This window comes from Dactylosporangium thailandense (assembly GCF_059739745.1).
In genome coordinates, this window is sequence record NZ_AP029195.1 from 1,353,303 (window position 1) to 1,366,770 (window position 13,468).

The 13,468-nt window shown below is 73.4% G+C and carries 15 protein-coding genes, 10 tRNA genes and 1 pseudogene; 9 read left to right on the plus strand and 17 right to left on the minus strand.

The window, feature by feature from the left end; translation table 11 throughout:
• Nucleotides 1-3: 3 nt before the first annotated feature.
• Both AC6JBM_RS05745 and AC6JBM_RS05750 read left to right on the plus strand, forming a co-directional pair.
• Nucleotides 4-1,153: pseudogene (locus AC6JBM_RS05745) on the plus strand (acyl-CoA dehydrogenase family protein).
• A gap of 29 nt (nucleotides 1,154-1,182) precedes the next feature.
• On the plus strand, nucleotides 1,183-1,629 hold the full coding sequence (locus AC6JBM_RS05750; protein WP_497982569.1) for an Lrp/AsnC family transcriptional regulator: 447 nt from the start codon (nucleotides 1,183-1,185) through the stop codon (nucleotides 1,627-1,629).
• On the opposite strand, the gene AC6JBM_RS05755 is transcribed toward AC6JBM_RS05750, so the two are convergent.
• Nucleotides 1,610-2,299, minus strand: coding sequence for an HAD family hydrolase (locus AC6JBM_RS05755; protein ID WP_497982570.1), 690 nt, complete (start codon nucleotides 2,297-2,299; stop codon nucleotides 1,610-1,612). The two genes, AC6JBM_RS05750 and AC6JBM_RS05755, sit on opposite strands and share 20 nt — an antisense overlap.
• A gap of 97 nt (nucleotides 2,300-2,396) precedes the next feature.
• Between AC6JBM_RS05755 and AC6JBM_RS05760 the strand changes: the two genes are divergently transcribed.
• Nucleotides 2,397-2,969, plus strand: coding sequence for a histidine phosphatase family protein (locus AC6JBM_RS05760; protein ID WP_497982571.1), 573 nt, complete (start codon nucleotides 2,397-2,399; stop codon nucleotides 2,967-2,969).
• A gap of 216 nt (nucleotides 2,970-3,185) precedes the next feature.
• On the opposite strand, the gene AC6JBM_RS05765 is transcribed toward AC6JBM_RS05760, so the two are convergent.
• From AC6JBM_RS05765 to AC6JBM_RS05810, 10 genes are all read right to left on the minus strand, one after another.
• Nucleotides 3,186-3,259: transfer RNA gene (locus tag AC6JBM_RS05765), tRNA-Cys, on the minus strand.
• Between the two features lie 5 nt (nucleotides 3,260-3,264).
• Nucleotides 3,265-3,337 (minus strand) — tRNA-Arg (locus AC6JBM_RS05770).
• Nucleotides 3,338-3,342: 5 nt separating this feature from the next.
• Nucleotides 3,343-3,424, minus strand: a tRNA-Tyr gene (locus AC6JBM_RS05775).
• 64 nt (nucleotides 3,425-3,488) lie between these two features.
• A tRNA-Asn gene (locus AC6JBM_RS05780) sits at nucleotides 3,489-3,560 on the minus strand.
• 3 nt (nucleotides 3,561-3,563) lie between these two features.
• Nucleotides 3,564-3,644, minus strand: a tRNA-Met gene (locus tag AC6JBM_RS05785).
• A 1-nt stretch (nucleotide 3,645) separates the two neighbouring features.
• Nucleotides 3,646-3,718, minus strand: a tRNA-Lys gene (locus AC6JBM_RS05790).
• A gap of 4 nt (nucleotides 3,719-3,722) precedes the next feature.
• Nucleotides 3,723-3,797 (minus strand) — tRNA-Glu (locus AC6JBM_RS05795).
• Nucleotides 3,798-3,838: 41 nt separating this feature from the next.
• A tRNA-Leu gene (locus tag AC6JBM_RS05800) sits at nucleotides 3,839-3,911 on the minus strand.
• Between the two features lie 12 nt (nucleotides 3,912-3,923).
• Nucleotides 3,924-3,995 (minus strand) — tRNA-Asp (locus AC6JBM_RS05805).
• Between the two features lie 5 nt (nucleotides 3,996-4,000).
• Nucleotides 4,001-4,074: transfer RNA gene (locus AC6JBM_RS05810), tRNA-Ala, on the minus strand.
• 463 nt (nucleotides 4,075-4,537) lie between these two features.
• Here AC6JBM_RS05810 and AC6JBM_RS05815 point away from each other — a divergent pair.
• Nucleotides 4,538-5,059 carry an HAD domain-containing protein gene (locus AC6JBM_RS05815; protein WP_497982572.1) on the plus strand — a complete coding sequence of 174 codons (522 nt, stop codon included), beginning with the start codon at nucleotides 4,538-4,540 and terminating at the stop codon, nucleotides 5,057-5,059.
• 25 nt (nucleotides 5,060-5,084) lie between these two features.
• Nucleotides 5,085-6,698, plus strand: a complete 1,614-nt coding sequence (locus tag AC6JBM_RS05820) for an LLM class flavin-dependent oxidoreductase (RefSeq protein ID WP_497982573.1) — start codon at nucleotides 5,085-5,087, stop codon at nucleotides 6,696-6,698.
• On the opposite strand, the gene AC6JBM_RS05825 is transcribed toward AC6JBM_RS05820, so the two are convergent.
• Nucleotides 6,683-7,615: an SDR family NAD(P)-dependent oxidoreductase gene (locus tag AC6JBM_RS05825; RefSeq protein ID WP_497982574.1), complete on the minus strand. Its 933-nt coding sequence runs from the start codon at nucleotides 7,613-7,615 to the stop codon at nucleotides 6,683-6,685. The genes AC6JBM_RS05820 and AC6JBM_RS05825 overlap by 16 nt on opposite strands.
• 82 nt (nucleotides 7,616-7,697) lie before the next feature.
• Nucleotides 7,698-8,648, minus strand: coding sequence for an SDR family NAD(P)-dependent oxidoreductase (locus AC6JBM_RS05830; protein WP_497982575.1), 951 nt, complete (start codon nucleotides 8,646-8,648; stop codon nucleotides 7,698-7,700).
• Between the two features lie 97 nt (nucleotides 8,649-8,745).
• Between AC6JBM_RS05830 and AC6JBM_RS05835 the strand changes: the two genes are divergently transcribed.
• Nucleotides 8,746-9,315, plus strand: coding sequence for a TetR/AcrR family transcriptional regulator (locus tag AC6JBM_RS05835; protein WP_497982576.1), 570 nt, complete (start codon nucleotides 8,746-8,748; stop codon nucleotides 9,313-9,315).
• 21 nt (nucleotides 9,316-9,336) lie between these two features.
• Here AC6JBM_RS05835 and AC6JBM_RS05840 read toward each other — a convergent pair whose 3' ends face one another.
• Together AC6JBM_RS05840 and AC6JBM_RS05845 are read right to left on the minus strand one after the other, a co-directional pair.
• Nucleotides 9,337-9,828, minus strand: coding sequence for an LURP-one-related/scramblase family protein (locus tag AC6JBM_RS05840; protein ID WP_350613391.1), 492 nt, complete (start codon nucleotides 9,826-9,828; stop codon nucleotides 9,337-9,339).
• A 4-nt stretch (nucleotides 9,829-9,832) separates the two neighbouring features.
• Nucleotides 9,833-10,603 carry a class I SAM-dependent methyltransferase gene (locus tag AC6JBM_RS05845; RefSeq protein ID WP_497982577.1) on the minus strand — a complete coding sequence of 257 codons (771 nt, stop codon included), beginning with the start codon at nucleotides 10,601-10,603 and terminating at the stop codon, nucleotides 9,833-9,835.
• Nucleotides 10,604-10,642: 39 nt separating this feature from the next.
• Here AC6JBM_RS05845 and AC6JBM_RS05850 point away from each other — a divergent pair, with 39 nt between their 5' ends.
• Together AC6JBM_RS05850 and AC6JBM_RS05855 are read left to right on the plus strand one after the other, a co-directional pair.
• Entirely contained in the window at nucleotides 10,643-11,281 is a 639-nt protein-coding gene (locus AC6JBM_RS05850; RefSeq protein WP_497982578.1) for a hypothetical protein, read from the plus strand.
• 117 nt (nucleotides 11,282-11,398) lie between these two features.
• Complete coding sequence (locus AC6JBM_RS05855) at nucleotides 11,399-12,097, plus strand: SDR family oxidoreductase (RefSeq protein ID WP_497982579.1); 699 nt, start codon at nucleotides 11,399-11,401, stop codon at nucleotides 12,095-12,097.
• Nucleotides 12,098-12,124: 27 nt separating this feature from the next.
• Here the strand turns inward: AC6JBM_RS05855 and AC6JBM_RS05860 are convergent, their stop codons facing one another.
• Nucleotides 12,125-12,301, minus strand: a complete 177-nt coding sequence (locus AC6JBM_RS05860; protein ID WP_497982580.1) for a hypothetical protein — start codon at nucleotides 12,299-12,301, stop codon at nucleotides 12,125-12,127.
• A 65-nt stretch (nucleotides 12,302-12,366) separates the two neighbouring features.
• Here AC6JBM_RS05860 and AC6JBM_RS05865 point away from each other — a divergent pair, with 65 nt between their 5' ends.
• Entirely contained in the window at nucleotides 12,367-12,459 is a 93-nt protein-coding gene (locus AC6JBM_RS05865) for a DUF7737 domain-containing protein (protein ID WP_497982581.1), read from the plus strand.
• Between the two features lie 70 nt (nucleotides 12,460-12,529).
• Here AC6JBM_RS05865 and AC6JBM_RS05870 read toward each other — a convergent pair whose 3' ends face one another.
• Nucleotides 12,530-13,456 (minus strand): NHL repeat-containing protein, encoded by a 927-nt coding sequence (locus tag AC6JBM_RS05870; RefSeq protein ID WP_497982582.1) that lies wholly within the window; start codon nucleotides 13,454-13,456, stop codon nucleotides 12,530-12,532.
• Nucleotides 13,457-13,468 lie beyond the last annotated feature (12 nt).

Here is a 13,468-nt window from a genome sequence, read left to right on the forward strand (position 1 = left end):
GGCATGACCGTGGACCGGCCGTTCCTGACGGACGAGGGCGCGGCGCTCATCGGGCTCGTCCGGGAGATCGCCGACGGCGAGCTGGCGCCGCGCGTCGACGAGTTCGAGGCGGAGCGCCGCTTCCCCCGCGAGCTGTTCAAGGTCCTCGGCCGGGCCGGGCTGCTCGGCCTGCCCTACCCCGAGGAGGTCGGCGGGGCCGGGGTGCCCTACGAGCTCTACCTGCAGGTCCTCGAGGAGCTCGCGGCCCGCTGGCTGGCCGTGGCCGAGGGCGTCTCCGTGCACACCCTCGCCTGCTACCCCCTCGCCGCCTTCGGCTCCGCCGAGCAGCGCAAGCAGCTGCTGCCCGAGATGCTCGGCGGCGAGCGGCTCGGCGCCTACTGCCTCTCCGAGCCGCACAGCGGCTCCGACGCCGCCGCCCTCAAGACCCGGGCCGCGGCCGGGCCGGACGGCTGGACCGTGCGCGGCACCAAGGCCTGGATCACCCACGCCGGCCAGGCCGACTTCTACAACGTCTTCGCGCGCACCGGCGGCCCGGAGACCGAGGGGCGCTCGGCCGGCATCTCCTGCCTGCTCGTCGACGGCGCCACCCCCCGGCGTCGAGGCCCAGGCGCCCGAGAAGACCATGGGCCTGCGCTCCTCGACCGTCGCCCAGCTCGTCTTCGACGGCGCGGTCGTGCCCGCCGACCGGCTCATCGGCGAGGAGGGCGGCGGCTTCCGGATCGCGCTAAGCGCGCTGGACGGCGGCCGGCTCGGCATCGCCGCCTGCGCCGTCGGGCTCGCCCAGGCGGCGCTGGACTACGCCGCCGCCTACGCCCGCGAGCGCGAGCAGTTCGGCCGGCCGGTCGCCGAGTTCCAGGGCGTCGGGTTCATGCTCGCCGACATGGCGACGCAGATCGCCGCCGCCCGGGCGCTGTACCTCGCCGCCGCCCGCCTGCGCGACGCCGGGCTCCCGCACACCGCCGAGGCGGCCAAGGCCAAGCTGTTCTGCACCGACACCGCGATGCGGGTCACCACCGACGCGGTCCAGGTGCTCGGCGGCGCCGGATACGTGTCGGACCACCCCGTCGAGCGGTACATGCGCGAGGCCAAGGTCCTGCAGATCTTCGAGGGCACCAACCAGATCCAGCGCGTGGTGATCTCCCGATCGCTGTAACCGCTTGCCCGGCAGGTTAGGGTTCGCTCGTGGAAGAGACCGATCGCGCGATCGTCGCGGCCCTCGCCGTCGACGGCCGCCTGTCCTACACCGACCTGGCCGAGCGGGTCGGGCTGTCGGTGTCGGCCGTGCACCAGCGGGTGCGGCGGCTGGAGCAGCGCGGCGTCATCAAGGGGTACACCGCGAAGGTCGACCACGACGCGCTCGGCCTCTCGCTGACCGCCTTCGTCGCGATCCGGCCGCTCGACCCGTCCCAGCCCGACGACGCCCCCGACCGGCTGGCCAAGCTGCCGCAGATCGAGAGCTGCTACTCCGTGGCCGGCGAGGACTTCTACATGCTGCTCGTGCGCGTGGAGAACCCGCTCGCCCTGGAGCGGCTGCTGCAGGAGATCCGCTCCGCGGCCAACGTCACGACCCGCACGACCGTCGTGCTGTCGACGCCCTACGAGCACCGCCCTAGCGCGCGGCCCGTCTGATCGCGTCGAGGACCCGGTCCAGGTCGGCCAGGTCGTCCAGGGCCTCGTGGGCTCCCGCGGTCTCCAGCTCGCTGCGGGTGTACCGCCCCGTCGCCACCGCCACCACCCCGACGCCACTGGTCAGCGCGGCGACCACGTCCTCGGGCGTGTCCCCGACGAGCACCACCCGGTCGAAGCGCCGCCCGTGCCGGCTGTGCGCGTTGTGCCGGGCGATCCCCACCAGCTCCGCGCGCACCTCGTGGCTCCACCCGTACGCCCCCGCCTCGAGGTCCAGGTGCTCGGCCAGCCCGAACGGCGTCAGCTTCACCTCGGCGATGTGCCGCACGTTGCCGGTCAGCAGCGACTGCACCGTGCGCGTGCGGACCTCGGCCACGGCCTCGGCCGCCCCCGGCAGCGCCCGCGCCCGCTCCGGCAGCAGGTGCGCGAGCTCGTCCATCGCCGTCTCGGCCCCCGCGCGCAGGTCCTCGAGGTTCCCCACGGTCACCGGCACCGCGTTGAGGCGCAGCATGTCCTTCGCGATCGCCAGGTCGGTCCGCCCGGCCATCGGCGGCTGATGCGCGGGCGCGACCCCGAAGCGCCGCTTGAAGGCCAGGTTGTAGGCCTCCCGCCCCAGCCCGTCCACGTTGACCAGCGTGTGGTCCACATCCCAGAGCACCAGAACCCCGTCCACGCGGTGCAGCGTAGTGCGCCGCCCGCCGATCGCCCAGGCGGGCCGCGGTCGTGCACGTTTGCGGGCACGGCGCGGCCGCAACCGGCACAATGTGCGGATGGGTGAGATCGTGGTCGTACGGCACGGGCAGACCGAGTGGAGCGCCGCCGGCAAGCACACCTCGACGACGGACCTGGACCTCACGGCCGTGGGCGAGGACGGCGCCCGGTCCTTGGCCCGAGCGCTGGCCAACCGCGCCTTCGTGGCCGTCGTCAGCAGCCCCCGCCACCGGGCCCGCCGCACCGCGGAGCTGGCCGGCCTGATCGTCACCGAGATCGACAACGACATCGCGGAGTGGGACTACGGCACCTACGAGGGGCGCACGACGGCCGAGATCCGCGCCGAGGCCCCGGACTGGGACCTGTGGCGCGACGGCTGCCCGGACGGCGAGTCCCCGGAGCAGGTGACGATCCGGATGGACCGCTTCATCGGCAAGCTCCGCCCGATGCTGGTCCTGGGCGACGTGGCGGTGGTGAGCCACGGCCACGCGTCGCGCTCGCTGGCGGCGCGGTGGCTGGAGCAGCCCCTGGCGTTCGGCGCCCACCTGACCCTCGGCACCGCGACGGTCTCGGTGCTCGGCCACGAGCACGGCGCCCCGTCCCTGCGCCTGTGGAACGCCCCGCCGGCCTGACCCCGCCGCCGGGCGATTGCGAGCCACTTGTCGCCTGTCGGGGTATAAATCGGATATGTCCGGACGCGGAGCGATCGGACATATCCGCTCCCCGGAACGAGTCGCAGGCCCCGGTGTCGATCCGGGCACTCCGCCCTTATGAGGGGCGGCCGAGCAGCCGACGCTCCGCCTGCGGTGGGCAGTCCACAGTGGATGGCGACACGCGGGGTGGTGACGAGGCCACAGCCGGATTCGAACCGGCATGTCTCGATTTGCAGTCGAGCCCCTTGGACCAACTCGGGCATATGGCCGTGCGTGCCTCCGGCTGGACTCGAACCAGCGGCCCTCAGGTTCGGAACCTGATGCTCTCTCCGCTGAGCTACGAAGGCATGTGTGCGGGCGAAGGGATTCGAACCCCCTCAGCAACAGCAGCTGGTTTACAGCCAGCCCCGACTCTCCAGCGTCGGCGCGCCCGCTCGAGGGACGGGACCGGCCGGCCCCCGTTGACGCGGCCGGTCCCGTCGGAAACGGTGGTGCGGGCTCCGATGCCCGGATTCGAACCGGGACCTGGACGGTTAACAGCCGTCTGCCCTGCCGTTGGGCGACATCGGAACGTGGATGCAGGGGCGGGATTCGAACCACGCGATTTCCGGCTTATGAGACCGGCGAGGACGACCGAGCTCCTCTACCCTGCCAGTGCGCCGCCGGGGACTCGAACCCCGAACACGCCGATGAAGAGTCGGCTGCTCTACCCGTTGAGCCAGCGGCACGTCGAAGCGCGGACGGGACTCGAACCCGCAACGTTCCGGGGTGAAAACCCGGTGACTCTCCCCATTCGTCCACCGCGCCTTGTCGGACACGCACGTCAGACACGCACGTCACACACGAAGTGCCCCCGGCGCGATTCGAACGCGCACCGTCGACGTCCTCAACGTCGTGCCTCTGCCGTTGGGCTACGAGGGCAACTGCACCACGCACCGTCGACCGGGTTCGAACCGGCGACCTCGGCCTCGACAGGACCTTGCTCTTCCACTGAGCTACGACGGCGTGAGTGGACCTGAGCGGATTCGCGAACCGCTGACCCTCGGTCTGCCGGACCGATGCGCTACCGCTGCGCCACAAGCCCATGGCGCCGCCGGCGGGACAGCCCGCCGTGCGGCACACAAAGAACCACCATGCGTGTGCCATCCACTGTGTACTTATCAATTGCACGAATGCACCGGGGCGCGTTCGATCGCCCATTCACGAATCGTCGTGAATGGTGGAGCGGAGGTACGAAAAAGCCGCCCGGTCCCCGGTGGGGAGGGCGGCGGAGGCGTCGCTAGCGGGCTGCTAGCCGCTCCACCGGCCCGAGGCGTTATCGCAGTTCAGACAGGCATAACCGGCGACCGGAAGGGCAAGGCCGCCCATGGCGCGCTTGGCTTCGAGCTCGCGGCGCCGCTGCATGGCTTCCTCCTTCTTCCCGGTTCGTGTCTTCTCGGTGCTGATGAATACAGTACGCATTCCGTGCCGCCCGCACAATGCATTTACCGCGCCGTTGTTCGCATCGGCCCATTGGTGCCGGGGCGCGGAGGAGGTACCTTCCCCCCATGCCGTACCTGAGCGACGAGCGGTGGAGCGAGCCGCCGCCGGTGTGGCTGCTCGACGTCGACGGCGTCATCAACGCGAAGCGCCCGGGCTGGGGCGCGGCGCCGTTCCAGGGCCGCGCGCACGCGCTCGGCGCCGAGTGGCGGCTGCGCTGGGCGCCCGCGCTCGTGCAGCGCATCCGCCGGCTGCACCGCGACGGGGTGGCCGAGGTGCGCTGGTGCTCGACGTGGTGCGCGTGGCCGGGCGAGGTCGAGCGCCTCTTCAAGCTGCCGGGCCTGGACCGCGCGTTCGGGGAGGTGCCCGACTTCTCGGTGGCCAAGCTCGCCGCGGCCCGCACGGTGCTGCGCGAGGGGCGCCGGCTGGTGTGGACCGACGACGTCGAGGTGCCCGAGCCCGGCCCGCTGCACGACGAGCTGGTCCGCGACGGCCGGGCCCTGCTCATCCGGCCGGACCCGCGGCGCGGGCTGCAGCCGGCGCACCTCGACGCGATCGAGGAGTTCTGCACCACACCGCTTGGACCGTGAACCTTCTGTGTGACATATTATCTGCATGACCGACTATGGCCACGATCTGCGCTTCGGGACGTTCCTGCCCGCCGAGGCCGCCAACGCCGCCGAGGCGCTGCGGCTCGCGGTGCGCACCGAGGAGCTCGGGCTGGACCTGACGAGCCTGCAGGACCACCCGTACCAGGGCCGCTTCCTGGACTCCTGGACGCAGCTGTCGGTGATCGCCGCGCACACCGAGCGGATCACGGTGTTCCCGAACGTCGCCAACCTGCCGCTGCGCCCGCCCGCGGTGCTCGCCCGGGCCGCGGCCAGCCTGGACCTGCTCACCGGCGGCCGGGTCGAGCTCGGCCTCGGCGCGGGCGGGTTCTGGGATGCGATCGAGGGGATGGGCGTCGCGCGGCGCACCCCCGGCCAGGCGCTGCAGGCGCTCGAGGAGGGCATCGCGGTCATCCGGGCGCTGTGGAGCGAGGAGCGCTCGGCCCGGGTCGACGGGGAGTACTACCGGCTGCGAGGGGCGCACCCCGGCCCCGGCGCGGCGCACGACATCGGCATCTGGGTCGGCGCGATCAAGCCGCGCGCGCTCGCCCTCACCGGCCGGCTCGCCGACGGGTGGCTGCCCAGCTCGCCGTACGTGCCGCCGGAGCAGCTCGCCGAGTCCAACCGGCGCATCGACGAGGCCGCGCAGGCCGCGGGCCGGCGGCCGCAGGACGTGCGCCGCCTCTACAACATCGCCGGCACCTTCCGCGGCGACGGCCGCGAGTTCCTGCAGGGCCCGCCGAAGGTCTGGGTCGAGCAGCTCGCCGAGCTCGCGGTCACCGAGGGCATGAGCGCGTTCATCCTCATGGTGCAGGCCGGCGGCGACGAGGACCTGGAGCGCTTCGCCATGGAGGTGGCGCCGGCGGTCCGCGAGCTGGTCACCGCCGAGCGCACCCGCCCGGGCGCGGCTCGCGCGCCGGAAAAGGCCGAGAGCTTCGAGGCGGCCGAGGGTGCCGCAGTGGCCGGGGCCGGTGAGGTCATCGAGGTCGCGCGGCCCGGGGCCGTGGCGGTGCGCGCGCACAACGAGACCCTTGCGACCCCCACGGCGGACGACGGCACCCGGCTGTCGAGCGAGCGGCTGTGGGACGAGTCCGAGCGCCCGGAGGGCCCCGAGAGCGACCTCACCGTCCGCTACAGCGCGCGCCAGCGCGCGTCGGGCCAGCACCTCGTCGACGTGCACGACCACCTGCGGCAGGAGCTGGCCCAGGTGCGCGACCTCGTGGAGCAGGTCGCGGCGGGCGCCCTCGACCTCGGCCGGGCCCGCTCGATGATCAACACGATGGCCATGCGGCAGAACAACTGGACCCTCGGCACCTACTGCGAGAGCTACTGCCGCGTGGTCACCACCCACCACACGATCGAGGACATGAGCCTGTTCCCGCGCCTGCGGGCGGCCGACCCCCGGCTCGTGCCGGTCGTCGACCGCCTCGAGGCGGAGCACCACGTGATCGCCGAGGTCCTCGAGCGGGTCGACGCGGCACTGGTGGCGATGGTCGCGCGGCCGGAGGGCATCGCCGAGGTCCGCGCCGCGGTCGACCTGCTCACCGACACGCTCCTGTCGCACCTGTCGTACGAGGAGCGCTCTCTGGTCGAGCCCCTGAGCCGCTACCAGGTGATGTGAGTCGCGGCCGCCGAGGTGTCCCAGAGCCGGGCGGCGGCCTCGGGGTCCAGCGCGTAGGCGGCGACCCCGGTGCGCGTGCCCGGCCGGTTGGGCTCGGCCTCGCGGCAGTCCTCGTAGTACCGGCCGCCGACGCCGTCCGCGGCCGGGGACGCCGCCAGCAGCGCCGAGGTCGCCGCGCCCTGCTCCGGGGTCTTCCAGCGGATCGGTACCCCGCCGTTGGCCGCCGTCGCGGTCCGCACTAGCTCGTCCACGTCGACGTGGCGCTGGAGGTTGGTGCGGATGCCGCCGGGGCTCAGGGCGTTGACCCGGATCCCGTCGCCGGCCCAGCGCCGGTCGGCCTCGACGGCGAAGAGCACGTTCGCCGTCTTCGACTGCCCGTAGGCGAGCCACGGCTCGTACTCGCGGCGCTCGAAGTGGATGTCGTCGAACACCACGGGGGAGCGCAGGTGCGCGGCCGAGCTGACCGCGACCACGCGCGCCCCGCCCGCGGCCCGCAGCGCCGGCAGCAGCCGGGCGGCGAGCGCGAAGTGCCCGAGGTGGTTGGTCGCGAACTGCAGCTCCCAGCCCTCCGCGGTGCGGCCCAGCGGCGAGGCCATCACGCCCGCGTTGTTGACGAGGATGTGCAGGGGGCCGTCCCAGGCCGCGGCGAACGCCCGCACCGACGCCTGGTCGGCCAGGTCGAGCGGCGCCACGTGCAGCGCCTTGTTGCCGGTCGACGCGATGAGGTCGGCGGCGGTGCGCTCGCCCGCGGCGCTGTCGCGCACCGCGAGGGTGACCTCGGCGCCGGCGGCGGCCAGGGCGCGGGCGGTCTCGACGCCGATCCCGGACGCGCCGCCGGTGACGATCGCGCGCCGGCCGGCCAGGTCGACGCCCGCGAGGACCTCGGCCGCCGTGGACTCGAATCCGAAGCCGCTCATGCCGACACCTCCGCAAGCTCCGGCGCCGACATGAGGAAACTGTCTCCATGATGAGCGGCCCCTCCGCTCCGCTCCGGACCGCTCATCGCTGGACCTCCTTGACGCTGATGTCCCAGAGGCGCTCGGCGGCCTCCGGGTCGAGCGCGTGCGCCGCGACACCCGTGCGCGTGCCCGGCTGATGGGGACCGGCCTCGGCGCAGTCCTCGAAGTACTTCCCGCCGGCTCCAGATTTCCCGCCGGCTCCGTCCAGCAGCGGCGAGGCGGCGAGCAGGACCGAGGTCGCGGCACCCTGCTCCACGGACTTGAATCGCGGCGCGGCGTCGCCGGTCTGCTCGCGCATGCGCTGGAGCTCGGCCGGGTCGACGTACCGCTGCAGGTTCGTCCGGATGGAACCGGGGTGCAGCGCGTTGACGAGGATCCCGTCGCCGGACCAGCGCCGGGTCGCCTCGACGGCGAAGAGGACGTTCGCGGTCTTCGACTGCCCGTAGGCGAGCCACGGCTCGTACGCGCGGCGCTCGAAGTGGATGTCGTCGAACACCACCGCCGAGAAGAGGTGCGCGCTGGAGGAGACCGACACGACCCGCGCCCCGCCCGCGGCCCGCAGCGCCGGCAGCAGCCCGGTGGCGAGCGCGAAGTGCCCGAGGTGGTTGGTGGCGAACTGCAGCTCCCAGCCCTCGGGGGTGCGGCCCAGCGGCCGGGCCATGACGCCCGCGTTGTTGACGAGGATGTGCAGGGGGCCGTCCCAGGCCTCGGCGAACGCCCGCACCGACGCCTGGTCGGCCAGGTCGAGCGGCGCCACGTGCAGCGCCTTGTTGCCGGTCGACGCGATGAGGTCGGCCGCGGTGCGCTCGCCCGCGGCGCTGTCGCGCACCGCGAGGGTGACCTCGGCGCCGGCGGCGGCCAGGGCGCGGGCGGTCTCGACGCCGATCCCGGACGCGCCGCCGGTGACGATCGCGCGGCGCCCGGTCAGGTCGACCCCGGCGAGCACCTGGGACGCGGTCGAGTCCCAGGCGAACGGTGTGCTGATGGTCATGATCCTCTCCTGTCGGTACCATCTCAAACGGAGGAGCCTCCAGATGTCCTAACCGTAACCGGAGGAGCCTCCGTTTGACTCGCCCTTGGAGTGTGACGTGACCCACCCCGCCCGTCCCCTGCGGGCCGACGCCCAGCGCAACCGCGACCGCCTGCTCGAGGCCGCCCTGCGGGCCTTCGCGAACGAGCCGAGCGACGAGGTGACCCTGGAGCGCGTGGCCCGCGACGCCGGCGTCGGCATCGGCACCCTCTACCGCCATTTCCCGACCCGGGAGGCGCTGATCGAGGAGGTGTACCGCGCGGAGCTCACCCGTCTCTGCGAGTCCGCCCCGCGCCTGCTGGCGCAGCTGGCCCCCGACGCCGCCCTGCGCGCCTGGATGGACGCCTTCATCGACTACTCGGCGGCCAAGCGCGGCCTGGCGGAGGCCCTGCGGACGGTCATCGCCGCGGGCGGGCAGCCCTTCGCGCAGAGCCGGGCGCGCATGGAGGCGGCTCTGGCGGAACTCCTGGCCGCAGGCGCCGGCTCGGGCCTGCGGCAGGACGTCGACCCTTACGACGTGCTGGTGGCGCTCAGCTCCGTTTCCCTGTGGGTGTCGGAGCCGGACCGCCGGGCCCAGGGCGGCCGGGTCCTGGACCTGCTGATGGACGGCCTCCGGTTCACCGGATAGGCCGCGTGCCCTGCGCCTCGATCAGCCGTTCTCGTCCTTCTCGCGCTGGATCGCCAGCTCCAGGGCGAGCACGGCGCACAGGATGAGCAGGTGGTTCTCGCCGTCGGCGATGTTCACCGCGTAGCTGTCGCGGATCGTCAGCCAGCGCTTGGAGACCTGGGCCACCTCGCGGCCGCCGCGCTCCACCGTGAACTCGTGGTCGAAGAGGTTCCCGGCCATGGTCAGGTCGTCCGGCCCGGGCACGTCGATGGTGAACTTCTCGCGGAACGGCGTGAAGAGCTTCTTGCGCACCTCGGCGGCCTCCTCGCCGCCGATCTCGATCTGGTACGTCGGGCGCAGCGCGATGAGCTTGCGATGCACGGAGGCGACCTCGTTGCCGGCGGGGTCCTCGACGACGAGCCGGTCGCGCAGGCTCAGCACCTTGCCGTCGACGTGCAGGACCTTGCGCCCGTGGTCGTCGGTGACGTCGAAGTCGTCGCCGATGTCGAAGAAGCGCTCCTTGATGACATACATGCCGTCAATTGTCGGCCCGCGGCGCCACTCCCGCCCGGTTCGCCGGCTTGCGCGCCAGCACGAGGAAGCCGCGCAGGTCGAGGACCGTGCCGCCGCCGAGTGCGTCCAGCGTCCGGGCGAGCACGTCCAGGGTGCGCTCCTGCGCCTGCGGGGTCTTGGTGCGGAACGGTCCGAAGGTGCGCACGAGCCGCAGGTACGCCGCGGCGTCCAGCGGCAGTGTCCGGCTCGTCGCGTCCGCGCGCACGTCCGCCCACAGCCCGGACCCGAGGACGTCGCGGTGGACCCAGGCATCGTCGCGTACGACGGCCGGGGTCTGATCCACCGACGCGAAGGCCTCGTCGAACGCGCGCCGGTGGGCGGGGTCGGCGTAGTCGTAGCGGTGCCCGAACACGGCGAGCGTTCCGCCGGGGCGCAGCGCGTCGAACGCCAGCCGGTTGCGGCGCTCCGGGTCGAGCCAGTGCCAGGCCAGCGCGCACCCGACGACGTCCGCGGGCCCGGCGCCGGCCTCCTCGAACGGCGCGACGACCACCGCGGCGGCGGGGAAGCGGGCCGCGAGCAGCGCGGCCATCCGCGGGTCGGGCTCGACGCAGGTGAGCCGGCCGCCGAGCGCGTGCAGCACCGCGGTGCCCTTGCCGGTCCCGGCCCCGATCTCCAGCACGTCGCCCGGCGTCGATCCGTGGTAGGCGGCGACGGCCTCGGCCAGCCCGGGCGCGTACGCCGGCCGCGCATCGTCGTAGACGTCGGCCACCTCACCGAACCGCGTGCCGTCCCGCATGCCCCCCACGATCGCACACGGCGTGGTATCAAGACCCGCGTGACCGCCGATGAGCAGCCGCCCGCCCCGCCGGAGCAGTCCCGCACGATCCTCATCGTCTGCGTCGCCTTCGGCCTGCTGATCCTCATCGGCGCCGCCGTCTACATCGGACTGGACCTGCGCCCGGCCCGCGAGTCCGCCGAGGCCGCACCGGCGCGCCCCAGCCCGGCCGCCGAGTGCCCCAACGGCGTCAAGTTCACCTGCGTGCCGGGCCGGACGCTGCCGGTCACGCTGGAGCGCTGGCACGAGGCCAGCGGCATCCGCCTGCTCGACGACGGTGCGGTCGAGCGCACGGCGACCGAGTTCATGCCGGTCGGGGTCCCCGGCGGCAAGCTCCTCGCCCGCGTCTCGCACGATGGCAACGCGCTCTACGAGGTCGGCTGCGACCTCTCGGCGGACCCGGGCGCCGAGGTCGGCAGCGACGCCCTGCAGCGGCTGCGCGACTGCGCCGGATCGGCCATCCCGGCGGACGCCTCCTACACCCAGCCCGTCCTGTCGTGGATCAGCCGCGCGCTGACGACGAGGACCGACTCCCGCTTCACCTGCGGGTCCGTCACGATGTCGGCCCAATTCACGCCCGGCCACTACGACATCGAGGCCACCCCGGCGACCGACCCGAACTCCTGCGGCTTGGTCTGAGCCAGGGTTCGATCACCCCCGATCGGGTCCGAACGGTGCGCGGTTCCCGGCCGGACGGGCGAGCCGGTCCGGACGGCGGTGTCTTAGCGTCACGGCATCGTCTCGGGAGGTAATCGCATGGAGCTGGACGCCGCCGTAGCCCTCGTCACCGGCGCCGGGCGCGGGCTCGGCCTGCACATCGCGCGCGAGCTCGCCGCGCGGGGCGCCAAGGTGTACGCCACCGCCCGCAACCCCGCCGCCGTCGACGTCCCGGGGGCGACCGTGCTCCCGCTGGACGTGACCGACCAGGCGGCCGTCGACGCCGTGGCCGCCGCCGCGTCCGACGTGACGCTGCTGGTGAACAACGCCGGCCTGGCCACCTTCACGAGTCTCGTCGACGGCTCGCTCGACGACGCGCGGCTGGAGATGGAGACCCACTACTTCGGCACGCTGCGCATGGTGCGCGCGTTCGCCCCGGTGCTCGCGGCCAACGGCGGCGGGGCCGTGGTCAACGTGCTCTCGGCCCTGTCGTGGGTGACCTACCTGCACGCGACCTCGTACAGCGCCGCGAAGGCCGCCGAATGGAGCCTCACCAACGGCATCCGCCTCGAGCTCGCCGCGCAGGGGACGGTCGTCAGCGGGGTGCACCTGGGCGCCGCCGACACGGACATGATGCGCCAGTGGGACGTGCCCAAGCTGGCGCCCGAGTTCGTCGCGGCCGCGGTCGCCGACGGCATCGAGCGCGGCGACCTGGAGATCCTCGTCGACGAGGCGGCCGTGCAGGCGAAGGCGGCCCTGGCCGCGGACGTGCGGCAGGTGTACCCCCAGCTGCGGTAGCGAACCTGCCCCGCAACCGCGGTGAGATCATGGCCCGATGCTGGTCGAGGTGCGCAGCCGGGTGCCGGGGCGGGACCGGGACGAGATGCCCGTCGCGACGGTCGAGGCGACGACGGCCTTTCCCGTGCGGGACCGGCGGGACGCGGCGGGGCTGCTGCGCAACGTGTGCTGTCCGATGTGGACGGCCCGCTGGCCGCGGTCCACCCGCACCACCTCTACGCCCGGGTCGCCCTTGCGGACGTCGCCCCTTCGCGGCCGAGGACGACCCGATGGCGAGCGTCATCCTGAGCAAGGTCCTGCTGCTGGCCGAGGACGAGCACATCACCGACCCGTCGATCCTGTCCCAGCTGCCCCGCGCCTGAACCGGGCCGCTCCGCACGCGCCGTCCGCGGGCGAAAGCGGGCCCGCGGACGGCGACGAGACGGCGGTCGGTCAGAAGGCGGCGACGGACACGGCGGTGTAGGCCGTGTCCGGGGCCGGGGTCGTGGTGAAGCGGGCGTTGGGCAGGTACAGGCGGCGCCCGAACTGCGCGATCGTCGTCGGCACGTCGAAGCGCGGGTCGGTCCGCTCGGCGCGGACGCGGCCCGTCCGCCCGGCGCGGTCGAGGTCGACGGCGACGACCTTGTTGTCGCGGTTCTGCACCACGTAGAGCGTGCGCCCGGCCAGCCACAGCCCGTCGCCGTTGACGAAGGTGCGCTCGCCGGTGTCGATCCGCTTCGTGGCGCCGGTGCGCGGGTCGATGCGGAACAGCAAGCCGGTGTTGGACTGCACGGCGATCAGCGCCCGGCCGTCGGGCGTCGCGGCGATGCCGTTGAGGTTGTTGACGCCCGGCGTGAGCACGAAGTCGCCGGTCAGGGCGAGCGTCGTGAACGACGCCGGCAGCTCGCCGCGGCGGCCGGTCGTCACCTTGTAGAGCACGGCCTGCCGCGAGTCGGTGAAGTACGCGGAGCCGTCGAGCAGGATCACGTCGTTGACGAACGTGGTGCCGCTCGTGAACGCGTAGGAGGCGAGCACCGCCCCGGTGCGGGTGTCCACGACGCGGGCGTTGCCGCCGCCCCCGCCGGCGACGAACAGCCGCCCCCGGTTGTCGGTCTTCATCCCCAGCGAGGCGGTGCCGACCGCCGGGCTGAGCTGGGTGCCGGCCCCGCTGACGAGGTTCACGCGGTAGATGCGCCCGTCGGCGCGGGAGCCGAAGTAGGCGAAGGCTCCCGGGCCGATCGCGATGCCCTCGGGCTGGAAACCGTCGGGCAGGTCGATCGTGGTCGGCAGCGGGCGGTCCGCGCCCGCCGGGTTCGCCGCGGCCGGCCCGGCCAGCAGTGTGGCCGTGATCGCGGCGGCCAGGGTCAGCACAACTGTCACGCGTCGATGTAC

What these genes read in the sequence shown, in the direction of transcription:
- AC6JBM_RS05825 (WP_497982574.1), bottom strand. Translation starts at nt 7,615, where the DNA reads ATGAGCGGCTTCGGATTCGAGTCCACGGCGGCCGAGGTCCTCGCGGGC.
- AC6JBM_RS05820 (WP_497982573.1), top strand. Translation starts at nt 5,085, where the DNA reads ATGACCGACTATGGCCACGATCTGCGCTTCGGGACGTTCCTGCCCGCC.
- AC6JBM_RS05815 (WP_497982572.1), top strand. Translation starts at nt 4,538, where the DNA reads ATGCCGTACCTGAGCGACGAGCGGTGGAGCGAGCCGCCGCCGGTGTGG.
- AC6JBM_RS05760 (WP_497982571.1), top strand. Translation starts at nt 2,397, where the DNA reads ATGGGTGAGATCGTGGTCGTACGGCACGGGCAGACCGAGTGGAGCGCC.
- AC6JBM_RS05840 (WP_350613391.1), bottom strand. Translation starts at nt 9,828, where the DNA reads ATGTATGTCATCAAGGAGCGCTTCTTCGACATCGGCGACGACTTCGAC.
- AC6JBM_RS05845 (WP_497982577.1), bottom strand. Translation starts at nt 10,603, where the DNA reads ATGCGGGACGGCACGCGGTTCGGTGAGGTGGCCGACGTCTACGACGAT.
- AC6JBM_RS05865 (WP_497982581.1), top strand. Translation starts at nt 12,367, where the DNA reads ATGGCGAGCGTCATCCTGAGCAAGGTCCTGCTGCTGGCCGAGGACGAG.
- AC6JBM_RS05855 (WP_497982579.1), top strand. Translation starts at nt 11,399, where the DNA reads ATGGAGCTGGACGCCGCCGTAGCCCTCGTCACCGGCGCCGGGCGCGGG.
- AC6JBM_RS05830 (WP_497982575.1), bottom strand. Translation starts at nt 8,648, where the DNA reads ATGACCATCAGCACACCGTTCGCCTGGGACTCGACCGCGTCCCAGGTG.